This is a genomic window from Acinetobacter sp. YH12201, assembly GCF_013418145.1.
GTDB lineage: Bacteria > Pseudomonadota > Gammaproteobacteria > Pseudomonadales > Moraxellaceae > Acinetobacter.
The window spans coordinates 15787-27765 of record NZ_VPCP01000006.1; the positions used below are offsets into that span (position 1 = coordinate 15787).

The following is an 11979-nucleotide window of genomic DNA, read 5'->3' on the forward strand; positions in this document are numbered from 1 at the left end:
ACATAGCATAACAACGTAGATACAAAAACGAATTATTTAGGATTTCACGCTTTTATGACCAGCCTTGTGCATCATGCGACAGAAAATCGTTCCGTAGCCGAATTTACTGAACAAGCTTACCTTAACTATGCCATGTACGTGATTATGGATCGTGCATTGCCGCATATCAGTGACGGTTTAAAACCAGTACAGCGCCGTATTGTCTTCGCCATGAGTGAATTGGGCTTAAAGCATAGCGGCAAACCGAAAAAATCGGCTCGTACCGTGGGTGATGTACTGGGTAAATACCATCCGCATGGTGATTCTGCCTGTTATGAAGCGATGGTACTGATGGCACAGCCATTCAGTTACCGTTATCCTTTTATTGAAGGTCAAGGTAACTGGGGTTCACCCGATGATCCGAAATCCTTCGCGGCCATGCGTTATACTGAAGCCAAACTTTCGCTTTATAGTGAAGTGTTACTGTCTGAGCTGGGGCAGGGTACCTGTGATTGGCAGGACAACTTCGATGGTTCAATGAAAGAGCCGGTGAATTTGCCAGCGCGTGTACCGAACATCTTATTGAACGGAACCACAGGCATTGCTGTGGGGATGGCGACCGATATTCCACCGCATAACTTGCGTGAAGTGATTAAAGGCACCATCGCGCTGATTCGTAATCCAAATTTAAGCGATGAAAAAGTGGCGGAATATATTCCGGCACCCGATTTACCGACCAAAGCCGAAATTATCACTGCACCTGAAGAACTGCTCAAACTGCAAACCACAGGACGTGGCAGTTACCGTATGCGTGCGGTTTATAAAATAGAAAAAAATGAAATCGTGATTACCGACTTACCGTATCAGGTGTCGGGTTCTAAAGTGATTACCCAGATTGCCGATCAGATGCAGGCGAAAAAATTGCCTTTGGTTAGTGACCTGCGTGACGAATCGGATCATCAAAATCCGACCCGTCTGGTGATTGTATTACGTTCTAACCGGATTGATGCCGAAGCAGTGATGAGTCACTTATTCGCAACGACCGATCTGGAATCCAGCTATCGCGTCAACATGAACATGATTGGTGCCGATGGCCGTCCGCAAGTGAAATCGATTCGCCGCATTTTGCTGGAATGGATCGAAATCCGTAAAAATACGGTAACGCGCCGCCTGCAATACCATTTAAATAAAATTGAAAAGCGTCTGCATATCCTGGTCGGCTTGATTATTGCCTACTTAAATATTGATGAAGTAATTCGGATTATTCGTGAGGAAGATCAGCCCAAACCGGTGCTGATGTCTCATTTCAATATTGATGAAATTCAGGCTGAAGCCATTTTAGAACTCAAGTTACGTCATTTGGCCAGACTTGAAGAAATGGAAATGCGCCGCGAACAGGAAGAACTGGAAGCGCGTGCGGCTATTATCCGCGAGCAGCTGGCCAATCCTGAATCTTTAAAAGCATTGATTATTAATGAACTTAAAGAAGATGCGAAAAAGTTTGGTGATGACCGCCGTTCGCCTATTGTACGCCGCGCCGAAGCATTGGCCATTAATGAACAGGACATGTTGCCAGCCGATCCTGTGACTGTGGTGTTGTCTGAGGCGGGCTGGATCCGTTCAGCTAAAGGCCATGAGGTCGATGCCGAAAATCTGAATTTCCGGGCCGGTGACCAATATTTAAGCCATGCCCAAGGTAAATCCAATCAACGGGTCTATGTACTGGACGATACCGGTCGTAGTTATGCACTGGCTATTAACACTTTACCTTCGGCACGTGGTTTGGGTGAACCTTTAAGTTCTAAACTTGCACCCGCCAGCGGTGTAGGTTTCATTCAGGTGTTTATTGCCGAGGATGAAGCTGAAATTTTGGCCTTGAGTTCCAAAGGTTATGGCTTTAAAACCCAGGCGAAACAACTGGATACCAATGCCAAGGCAGGGAAGTCCTTTCTGACTGTGCCTGAAGATGGCAAAGCGATGCCACTGCAAGCAATAGAACAGGCGACTCATGTGGCCTTACTCAGTTCAGCAGGCCGTATGCTGGTTGTCGATTTGTCAGAATTACCAAGCCTGAACAAAGGTAAAGGTAATAAATTGATACAACTCGAGGCGAAAGATCAAATTGTATCTATGACAATGTTGAATTTAGATGAAATAATTCAAGTAGTTGCTGGACAGCAACAATTAAAATTAAAAGGTGATGATCTTCAAAAATATATCGGTAAGCGAGGCACTAAAGGTCAACTCTTACCACGAGGATATCAAAAAGCAAATAGACTGTTCATTCAAAGATAAAACTAGCATCCCAGATATGAAATAGGCTATATATGGTGTAATTCGTGCAAATGGATGCTTTGTTGAACAATACAAAAGGAAAAAACCAGGTTCAGCAAAGAAAAAAATAGTTTAAAAACTAAGGATTAAGATTGGAGTGATAGGCATTATGGAAAAGATTTGGTTCGCTGAATACCAAAAGACAGGGATTCCAGAAACTGTAGAATTACCGGCTGAAAATACCTCATTGGTTGATGTGTTTGAGCGCAACTTCCAAAAATTTGGCTCACGTGACGCCTTTATTTTTATGGATAAAGTTCTCTCTTTTAGTGAGCTGGAAGAAGCAAGCCGTAAATTTGCAACATATTTACAAAGTTTAGGATTGGCAAAGGGTACACGTGTGGCGGTGATGATGCCAAACGTACTTCAATATCCTGTTGTCGCATTGGGGATTTTCCGCGCAGGTTTAGTGCTTGTAAACGTTAACCCGCTTTATACTTCTCGTGAACTTGAGCATCAGTTAAATGACTCCGGTTCTGAAGTGCTGGTCATTATTGAAAACTTTGCAACGGTTTACCAAGCGATTATTGGTAAAACTCCTGTGAAGCATGTGGTAGTGGCTTCTGTGGGTGATATGTTGGGGGCCTTAAAAGGTACATTGGTCAACTTTGTTTTACGCTCTGTACGCAAGCAAATCCCGGCTTGGAATATTCCAGGACATATCCGTTTTAACGCAGCAATGTCAAAGGTAAATCCAAGCAATTATAAGCGTCCAAACCTGACTTTAAGTGATACAGCCGTACTTCAATATACGGGTGGTACCACGGGTGTTTCTAAAGGTGCTGAACTGACTCATCGTAACCTAGTTGCGAACATGTTACAGTGCGATGGTATTTTCCAGAGTAAATTTGGTGCTCAAGATGGGCAACCGGATGACCGTATTTTCTGTGCTTTACCACTTTATCACATCTTTGCATTCATGGTTTGTGCGCTGTATGGCATGTATAAAGGTCAGGCCAACGTGCTTATTCCAAACCCGCGTGACCTACCTGCGGTAATGAAAGAATTGCGTAAATACCAGCCATCATTCTTCCCGGCAGTGAATACCTTGTTTAATGCATTGGTGAACAATGAAGAATTTAAACAGCTTGATCATAGCAAACTGAAAATGGCTATGGGTGGTGGTATGGCGGTATTACCTTCTACTGCTGAAGCATGGAAGAGAGTTACCGGTACCAATATCATTGAAGGTTACGGTTTATCTGAAACTTCACCGGTTGCAACAGCCAATCCACCGCAATCCACTGAATTTAGCGGTACCATTGGTATTCCATTACCACTGACTGAAGTTGCAATTTTGGATGATGACGGCAATGAAGTGCCGCTTGGCGAACAGGGCGAAATCTCGATTCGTGGTCCACAAGTCATGAAAGGCTATTGGAACCGTCCAGATGAAACTGAAAAAGTGATGACCAACGGTTTCTTCCGTACCGGTGATATTGGGATCATGGATGCTCGTGGTTATATCAAGATTGTCGATCGCAAGAAAGACATGATTCTGGTGTCGGGCTTCAACGTTTATCCTTCAGAAATTGAAGAAGTAATTTCTACGCATCCTAAAGTATTGGAAGTTGCTGCGATTGGTGTGCCGGATGAAAAATCAGGTGAAGTGCCTAAACTATTTGTGGTGAAGAAAGATCCGTCACTCACCACAGAAGAAGTGCTTGCTTTCGCTAAAGAGAACTTAACAGGCTACAAACGCCCACGTTATGTTGAATTTATAGATGAATTACCAAAGTCCAACGTAGGTAAAATCTTACGTAAAGACTTGCGTAAAACTGCATAAATGCTGCAATAAAAAAGCGCCGATCACGGCGCTTTTTTATTTGGAAATAGGCCAGGCTTTAATCTTTCAGCATCCATCGATCAATATAGGGACGTGCTATCCCGGTAATCCATAGAAAGGTCGTGATGCTACCGAATTGATAGATGTATCGCTGTAAATCAAATGCACCAAAGCTATATAAGTTATCAAGCAAACAGTAGAATGCAACGACTGTGGTCCATATCCAAAGGGCCTGACGTTTAATTCCCACCATCCAAAGCGCGAGAATTGAAATAACAATGGTAAAAATAAGGGAAAGCCTATTAAAATTGGCACACACGACTGAAAGTAAAAATCCCGTAATAGGCAATACGACTTTGAATACCCGATCCACTTTAAGTTGATGCTGGCGCTGCTTTTCGAGTACATCAAACATTTTTTCTTGATCAGGATTGATCATTATGGATCCTTATTGCTCATTTATAAAAACGCTATAATTTACAAAAAATATTGCGAAAACACCATGCTATGATAGGCAGCATAAAATTTTAATGAGAAAAGTGAGATGCAAAGCATTAGCGGAATAATCTATCTCATCTTAATCGCATGTTTATTGCCCTATGTTTTTACTGCAATTGCAAAAAAAACAGCAGGTTTTAAAGCACGAGATAACCAGAACCCGCGTGAATTTCTGGCTAAAACTACTGGTTTGGCCGCCCGTGCCAATGCGGTACAACAAAACAGTTTTGAAAGTTTACCCTTATTTATTGCTTCCATTTTAATGGCAGAATATATGGTGATTTCTCAAACCGTAATCATGACTTTTGGTATTGCCTATATTGTACTCCGTATTTTCTACGGCATCTGCTATTTAGCCAATTGGGCCACTTTGCGTTCCATTATCTGGACCTTATCCTTACTTTGCCCAATTTGCCTGTTGCTACTGGTGATTAAATTAACCACATGAGGCCTGAGAAGGTGGAAATACATATTTTCACCCAGCAGATGTATAATCGAAAAGTTATTTAATACGCAAAAACCGTTATAATCGTCGCGGTTTAAAAAAGATTTAACTTGTTAAAGAGTGATGCTATGAGCTACAGCAATATCCCAGCGGGTAAAGATGCACCAAACGACATCTATGTAATTATTGAAATTCCTGCAAATGCAGCACCAATCAAATATGAAATCGACAAAGATTCTGATGCATTATTTGTAGACCGTTTCATGGGTACTGCAATGTTCTACCCGGCAAACTACGGTTATGTGCCAAACACATTGTCACTTGATGGTGACCCACTTGACGTATTGGTTGTGACTCCACACCCGGTTGAACCAGGTTCAGTGATTCGTTGCCGTCCTGTAGGTAAATTGAACATGGAAGATGATGGTGGTGTTGATGCGAAACTGGTTGCAGTACCGCACGACAAATTAACACCGATCTATAAAGACGTTCAGGAATATACCGATCTTCCTCCGCTTTTAATCAGCCAAATTGAACATTTTTTCCAGCACTACAAAGACTTAGAGCCAGGAAAATGGGTGAAGTTAAGTGGTTGGGAAGGTGCTGATGTTGCTAAACAGGAAGTGCTTAGCTCAATTGCAGCTTATGCAGAAGCAAACAAATAATTGTTTGTTTCGAATTTAGCCTGAAAGGCTTAGATAAAAAAACCTGCACATTGTGCAGGTTTTTTTATCTCTTGAACTTACTGTGAATTAAAATAATTTCACAGGAATATCAAGGAAAATACGCCATTCATTGGTATCACCAATGTAATTACTTTGATAATCATTGCTTGCACGGTAGTAAGAATTACGTAGGCGAAGGCTAGCATCTTTAGCAAAACCACTTTGAACAGTATATTTCACCTGGTTAAAGAACTCGCGTTCTTGAGCATTGTCACTGATCATTGTTCCTTTATTATCAGTTGCTTTGATATCCCAACCGTAAACGAACGCTGATGTCCAGGTTAAACCAGGAACATTCATTGCACCAAAGTCATAAGTATATTGAATTTGCGCTGATTTTTCGTCATTACCAATAAAGTCTGACAGATAAGAGTTTGGCATGTAAATGGTTTGATGACCATCACCCACACCTCGACCTAAACCATAGTCATAACCAGTATTGCCTGAGTTTTGCTGGTAAGCCAACATGACATTATGCGGACCTTTGTTATAAGTACCAGAAACTGCCCAAATTGAGTTTTGGTAATTACCATCAGCTGGACCAATGAATGAATATAAGTTGCTATTGGCACCACGATCCCATTCAGTATGATAGCCACTGAAGTCATAAGTGAGTGAACTGTTGTTGGCAAGACTTTGCTTAAAGTTTACATTGGCATAATGGCGTTCTAATTTATCTTTAATGTCTACACCGTAGTATGCAGTATTTAAAGCATCATTCACTTTATATTTAGCACCCCATACCACAGCACGGTCTAGTTCATTACCATCTGAATTGATCTGGTCTGAATACTGGTTTTTAGTGAATTTACCTGCGGTTAGTTCCAGACCTTTAATTTCACGGCTTGTTACAAGGAAGCCGTCGAAATATTCAGGAACTAAACGGGCTGTATTGCTGGCTAATACAGGCAAGTCTAAAACTTGAGTACCATAACGTACATCAGTATTAGATACACGTGCTTTTACATTGGCACCACCACGGGTCCAGTGATCATAAGTATCACCTGCACCTTTAGTGAGTTGACCTTGACTGTTTAGGCCAGTTTCACGTGGAATCATGCCATTACCGGCATGTTTATTTTCGCCCAATTTAAATGAAGCATCACCCACGACACCCACACCAAAACCGATCAGGCCTTGAGTGTAGCCGGAATCCAGGTTCACAATTGCTGTTTGAGCAAAAGAGCTTGTGTCATCTACGCCATTTTTTTTGTCACGGCTTAAATAGCCTGTACGGAACAATACAGAACCTTCTGCATCTTCAACAAAGCCTTTCGATTCGCTTTGCTCGCTAGCATATACAGTTGAAATTAAGGCAGCTTGAATTAAAACTGCTAAGGTAAGTTTTTTAGCTTTTTGCATTGGGAGAGAGCCTTATACAAAATGGGAGAAGAAATTGGCAGAATTGTATACGTAATGTATCGCAAAAAAAGCTTTTTTTAATACATTTTATTTAATTAAAGTTATAACGTATTCAAATGTAAATTATACCTTTTGGTTAACAAAATATTAAAAAATTATTATTTGTGTAAATTTTTTTACAAAACAATATGATATTTTAACTCTAAATAAATTCTGGGCTAATGCCGATGCCTCATTAAAAATTGATAGGGAGTTGTGGTTTTGAAAAATGCTATTTTAGCATCCTAAATTTTGATATCAGGCCTAAAACATGGCTTTTATCAACCAGTGATATCAGCAGAAACACCTCTTTATAATGATTTAATTTTTAAAAAAGTAGCAAAATCAGCTGACTTTTGGCTGAAGTAATTAGACATTCTGGTCAAAAAATTAGGCTTACATGTCGATTTTTTTTGTTCAATAAATATGCTTTAAAATGATCAAAAAATTGACCAAAAATTATAGATAAATTTTTAATTATTGTTGTTCAGTTTATCATTGGGTAAAATATTAATCATTCCATAGTCGGAATAAATTCTGCTAGGTCCAGATAAAATTGTATTATTTTTCGCGCAATAAGTTCCTGATTTATATGAGTCGAAAATACGGTCTGATTATCAGCAAAAAAGTCCATGCGATGCTTTTGTGCATAAAATGTGGGCAGTGAGATAAAAATAATGATCTTTTTTAGCTATCAGTAGGGCATAGGTACATAAAAGCTGATTCATCCTTGGTTCCGCAGCTATTGTCCAGTCTATGTCAGGACTTTTGAATAATCGTGTGCAGATCAAGATGAAGGTTTTAAACAGAACTTTGCAGGAGCTGCTCATGCTCCCGACATTTACTGCGATGCATGCTTAATATGTCAGTAAGTCAAACATGGCCAATATTGTTTGATTAAAACTTGAGAAGGTAGCAGCTGATTTTGATCCAGATTTTTGAGCCGGTGGATTGGGGTTTTAACTGGCCGATTTTAGCCAGAGAAGGAGAGAGATGCATAAACAAGCGTACAGTGAATATTTTTTGTGCACTTTTTCTAGGCATTTTTAGCTCTACCGGAAAAAACAGTCTCAAAATAAGGCAGGTTGTAAATAAATATTTAAGCCGTATTAGCATGCAGACCATCTAAAAGAGAGAAAGCTATCAATCTGGTAAAGCTCGAAAAATGACTAGGTTTTGTTTTTATTTTTAAATAATAAATTTATAAATATCAATATATTAATATATTATTGGTGATTTGCGGGCTAAAAATTACTGTGTTGTTTTTTAAACTGGCATAGCAATTGCTGATATCTCTTGAATCCATAAAAATCTGTCGGGGATCTATAAAATGCTTAAAAAATTATTTGCTGTGACCACTTTAGCTACTATGTCAGGTGCTGTATTTGCTGCAGATGCTCCTGCCTTACCTTTTGGCCTGTCTTTTAGTGGTAGTGCAGCCGTCACTACAGACTATCGTTTCCGTGGTGTGACTCAAACGGAAAATGATCCAGCCGTACAAGCAGGATTCACGCTAGCTCATACTTCAGGGTTATATTTTGGCTTGTGGGGTTCCAATGTGAATTTTGGCAGCGGCACACCTAGCCTGGAACTAGATCCATCGCTTGGCTATGCCACCACGCTTGAAGCTTTCAGCAGCAAACCGACAGTAGATGTTGGGGTGGTGTACTATAATTATCCAAGTGCCAGCGATCTGAACTGGGCAGAATTATATGGCAAATTAGGCTTCAAAAGTGTGATTGCAGAAGGCGATAGCATTTTAACCAATCTCAATTATACCAATGACTATGCCGGTGCAGATGCAGACAGCTGGAATGTGAATGTGGGTTATTCAGTTCCATTTGGTTCATCAGGTTTTGGTGGGGTCGGCGCTGTAGGCTATACCGTTGTAGATGAAGACAAATATACCTTTAATGGTGATGATAATTATGTAGACTGGAAAGTGGGGGTAACGTATGGCTTTAAATCCATTTCAGGTGCCAGTGCTGAACTGGCAGCTGTAGGCACCAATATTGATACTAATGGTTTATCGGATGTCGCAGAACGTGCGGTGGATACCGGTGCGGTATTTACCCTTACCAAAACATTCTAATTGTAATTTCAAAGCATTAAAAAACCTCCAAAGCATGACTTTGGAGGTTTTTTTATAGGTCAGGATCTGATGTGCAGGCTGTTGCAGAAAATGCAGCGCGGATCAGCACTGAATTGATGCCGTGTTATGACTATCCAGGTAAAAAAAGCTAGCCAAGGTATTGGCAATCAGGTATTCGCTATCATTTGAACCGGGCTGACCTTTAAATGTCTGTTTAATCATTTAGCCCATCTGTATGGCATCGACAAGACTTTCAGGATGGCAGAATAAAGTTTCGCATCTAGTATTAACCCTGTTGTGCCCGATAGGACAGCGCTTCAGTTAAATGCTGGCTTTGAATGTCAGTATGTTGGGTTAAATCGGCAATGCTTCGCGCCACACGTAATACCCGATGATAAGCCCGGGCAGACAGGTTTAAGCGTTGCTGGGCCATTTCCATAATTTTCTGTGCCTGCGTATCAAGGCAGGCAAACTGTTCCAGCTGTTTGGGACTTAAAGCATGATTCAGGCATTGTTGTCGCTGGATTTGTAAATTATAGGCTTGAATTACCCGTTCCCGAACCGTGTGTGAGTTTTCAACTGGTGTAGTTGCCTGTAATTCATGGGCTTGTAAAGGCGGCACATCGATATGCAGGTCAATCCGGTCCAGGAGGGGGCCTGAAATCCGGTTTTGATAACGTTTAATTGCATCTGGGGAACATTGACAGCGGATATCCTGATTAAAAGCATAACCACAAGGGCAGGGATTCATTGCGGCAATGAGTTGAAAGTTGGCCGGGAAGGTAATTTGCCTGGAGGCACGGGAAATCACTATTTCCTTGGATTCGAGCGGCTGTCTTAATACTTCCAAGACCTTGCGATCAAATTCAGGTAGCTCATCTAAAAATAATACGCCCAAATGAGCCAGCGTAATTTCCCCCGGTTTGGGATGTGAACCCCCTCCCACCAAGGCAATTGCGGAAGCGGTATGATGTGGCGCACGAAAAGGGCGCTGCCCAAAGGGATGTGAGCTATTGGCAATCGAGTAAATACTGGCTACTTCCAGATTCTCCTGCATGTCCAGAGGGGGCAAAATGCTGGCCAGCCGTGAAGCCAACAGTGTTTTTCCTGTACCGGGCGGGCCTTTAAACAATAGTGAATGTCCACCAGCGGCAGCAATTTCCAAAGCCCGTCGCGGGCGCAATTGACCTTTGATATCGACTAAATCAAATTTGTACTGATTGATTGGATTGCTGCTAGGGGCTTGATATTGCTGAAGCGGATGTTGTCTGGATAAATGTTCACAGACATCTTTTAGATGGTGGGCAGCAAATACTTCAAAATTGGGCAGTTGCGAAGCATCTTGGGCATTCTGCTGCGGCAGAATCAGTTGATGTCCAGACTGCTGGCAGGCAATGGCAATGCTTAAAATACCGCTGATGGGACGAAGTTGACCATCCAGGGCCAGTTCACCAATAAATTCCAGCTGATCTGTCGCATTTTCAGGTAGTTGGCCTGAAGCGATTAAAATCCCCAAAGCAATGGGTAAATCCAGGCGCGAGCCATCTTTGGGTAAGTCTGCAGGCGCTAAATTGATGGTGAGACGTTTGGTGGGGAATTGGAAACCACTATTAATAATGGCAGAACGTACCCGGTCTTTACTTTCCCGAACTGCTGCTTCAGGCAGCCCGACAATGGTTAAAGAAGGCAAGCCCTGACTGACATGAACTTCCACTTCAATTAAAGGTGCATGAAGTCCAAGCAGACCTCGAGTGTAAATTTTAGCAAAAGACATTTATTATTGTTCCATTATGGTGCGTTATTTTTAATCGTTTTTGGTCTTTTTATGCACTAAACAAGTGCTTATTTATTGTTCTTGATTTTAATTTCTAAAGCTTCAACCTGTTTAAGCAGTTCATTCAAGCGCAGGTTGGCATGATTTAATGCAGTACGTTGACGTTCAATTTCTTCTTTGGAAACCAGATCCATCTTGCTGACTGCTTCATTCAGTAAGGCGCGTAAATTATGCTCAACATCTTTTTTCGGTTGATCGAGCTGTTCCATTATGGCTTGTAATAAGGTTTCAATCATTGCAGTACCCATATAAGGATGGAGAAGTGGCGTTAGTGTAACATTGCTGCTACTTGGACCATAGTCCCACTCGACCGGATATAGCTTTATCCGATGTTTAAAATCGTTAATTTTATAGTAAAAATGTCTAGTTTCTGGAATTCAGACTACATGTAAAAGGATAAAATAGGTTATAAAGAAAACTCGTGTCAAAGTTTCTATTTCCCCCAACCTTAGAATTTTTGGCACGGAATTTGAACATAAAACCTTACTGGTGAAAGAAGCCGAAGGAAAACAAACATGAAGCTCGTAACTGCAATTGTAAAACCCTTTAAATTGGATGATGTGCGTGAAGCACTCTCTGACATTGGTGTTCAAGGGATCACCGTAACTGAAGTCAAAGGCTTTGGTCGTCAAAAAGGTCATACTGAACTTTACCGTGGTGCAGAATATGTTGTTGATTTTTTGCCTAAAGTAAAAATTGAAATCGCCATTAGCGATGAAATGGTAGATTCGGTCATTGAATCGATTACCCGTGTAGCAAGTACAGGAAAAATTGGTGACGGTAAAATTTTCGTTACTAATTTAGAACAAGTCATCCGTATCCGTACCGGTGAAACAGGTGCAGATGCTGTTTAATTTGGCATGAAGTTTGCTGAGTAGCTAATAA

10 protein-coding genes are annotated in these 11979 nt (G+C 41.1%); 6 read left to right on the plus strand and 4 right to left on the minus strand.

The window, feature by feature from the left end; translation table 11 throughout:
• Window positions 1–54 precede the first annotated feature (54 nt).
• Together parC and FTU91_RS02630 are read left to right on the plus strand one after the other, a co-directional pair.
• Window positions 55–2274, plus strand: coding sequence for a DNA topoisomerase IV subunit A (parC, locus tag FTU91_RS02625; protein ID WP_180080815.1), 2220 nt, complete (start codon window positions 55–57; stop codon window positions 2272–2274).
• Between the two features lie 148 nt (window positions 2275–2422).
• Window positions 2423–4099, plus strand: a complete 1677-nt coding sequence (locus FTU91_RS02630; protein WP_180080817.1) for an AMP-binding protein — start codon at window positions 2423–2425, stop codon at window positions 4097–4099.
• A gap of 58 nt (window positions 4100–4157) precedes the next feature.
• Here FTU91_RS02630 and FTU91_RS02635 read toward each other — a convergent pair whose 3' ends face one another.
• Window positions 4158–4538: a hypothetical protein gene (locus FTU91_RS02635; RefSeq protein ID WP_180080819.1), complete on the minus strand. Its 381-nt coding sequence runs from the start codon at window positions 4536–4538 to the stop codon at window positions 4158–4160.
• Between the two features lie 105 nt (window positions 4539–4643).
• On the opposite strand from FTU91_RS02635, the gene FTU91_RS02640 reads away from it, so the two are divergent.
• Together FTU91_RS02640 and ppa are read left to right on the plus strand one after the other, a co-directional pair.
• Entirely contained in the window at window positions 4644–5045 is a 402-nt protein-coding gene (locus FTU91_RS02640) for an MAPEG family protein (RefSeq protein ID WP_180080821.1), read from the plus strand.
• Between the two features lie 125 nt (window positions 5046–5170).
• Complete coding sequence (ppa, locus tag FTU91_RS02645) at window positions 5171–5707, plus strand: inorganic diphosphatase (protein ID WP_005233448.1); 537 nt, start codon at window positions 5171–5173, stop codon at window positions 5705–5707.
• Between the two features lie 87 nt (window positions 5708–5794).
• Here the strand turns inward: ppa and FTU91_RS02650 are convergent, their stop codons facing one another.
• Complete coding sequence (locus FTU91_RS02650; RefSeq protein ID WP_180080823.1) at window positions 5795–7129, minus strand: OprD family outer membrane porin; 1335 nt, start codon at window positions 7127–7129, stop codon at window positions 5795–5797.
• 1369 nt (window positions 7130–8498) lie between these two features.
• On the opposite strand from FTU91_RS02650, the gene FTU91_RS02655 reads away from it, so the two are divergent.
• The gene (locus tag FTU91_RS02655; protein ID WP_180080825.1) at window positions 8499–9260 is read left to right on the plus strand and encodes a TorF family putative porin; all 762 of its coding nucleotides are present in this window, start codon (window positions 8499–8501) and stop codon (window positions 9258–9260) included.
• Between the two features lie 286 nt (window positions 9261–9546).
• On the opposite strand, the gene FTU91_RS02660 is transcribed toward FTU91_RS02655, so the two are convergent.
• Together FTU91_RS02660 and FTU91_RS02665 are read right to left on the minus strand one after the other, a co-directional pair.
• Window positions 9547–11034 carry a YifB family Mg chelatase-like AAA ATPase gene (locus FTU91_RS02660; RefSeq protein ID WP_180080827.1) on the minus strand — a complete coding sequence of 496 codons (1488 nt, stop codon included), beginning with the start codon at window positions 11032–11034 and terminating at the stop codon, window positions 9547–9549.
• Window positions 11035–11102: 68 nt separating this feature from the next.
• Complete coding sequence (locus tag FTU91_RS02665) at window positions 11103–11330, minus strand: accessory factor UbiK family protein (RefSeq protein WP_180080829.1); 228 nt, start codon at window positions 11328–11330, stop codon at window positions 11103–11105.
• 279 nt (window positions 11331–11609) lie between these two features.
• Between FTU91_RS02665 and glnK the strand changes: the two genes are divergently transcribed.
• Window positions 11610–11948 (plus strand): P-II family nitrogen regulator, encoded by a 339-nt coding sequence (gene glnK, locus FTU91_RS02670; RefSeq protein WP_086174160.1) that lies wholly within the window; start codon window positions 11610–11612, stop codon window positions 11946–11948.
• Window positions 11949–11979 lie beyond the last annotated feature (31 nt).

Bases quoted from the DNA above. Each gene is read 5' to 3' on its own strand.
- parC (WP_180080815.1), top strand. From the start codon at position 55: ATGACCAGCCTTGTGCATCATGCGACAGAAAATCGTTCCGTAGCCGAA.
- FTU91_RS02630 (WP_180080817.1), top strand. From the start codon at position 2,423: ATGGAAAAGATTTGGTTCGCTGAATACCAAAAGACAGGGATTCCAGAA.
- FTU91_RS02635 (WP_180080819.1), bottom strand. From the start codon at position 4,538: ATGATCAATCCTGATCAAGAAAAAATGTTTGATGTACTCGAAAAGCAG.
- FTU91_RS02640 (WP_180080821.1), top strand. From the start codon at position 4,644: ATGCAAAGCATTAGCGGAATAATCTATCTCATCTTAATCGCATGTTTA.
- ppa (WP_005233448.1), top strand. From the start codon at position 5,171: ATGAGCTACAGCAATATCCCAGCGGGTAAAGATGCACCAAACGACATC.
- FTU91_RS02650 (WP_180080823.1), bottom strand. From the start codon at position 7,129: ATGCAAAAAGCTAAAAAACTTACCTTAGCAGTTTTAATTCAAGCTGCC.
- FTU91_RS02655 (WP_180080825.1), top strand. From the start codon at position 8,499: ATGCTTAAAAAATTATTTGCTGTGACCACTTTAGCTACTATGTCAGGT.
- FTU91_RS02660 (WP_180080827.1), bottom strand. From the start codon at position 11,034: ATGTCTTTTGCTAAAATTTACACTCGAGGTCTGCTTGGACTTCATGCA.
- FTU91_RS02665 (WP_180080829.1), bottom strand. From the start codon at position 11,330: ATGATTGAAACCTTATTACAAGCCATAATGGAACAGCTCGATCAACCG.
- glnK (WP_086174160.1), top strand. From the start codon at position 11,610: ATGAAGCTCGTAACTGCAATTGTAAAACCCTTTAAATTGGATGATGTG.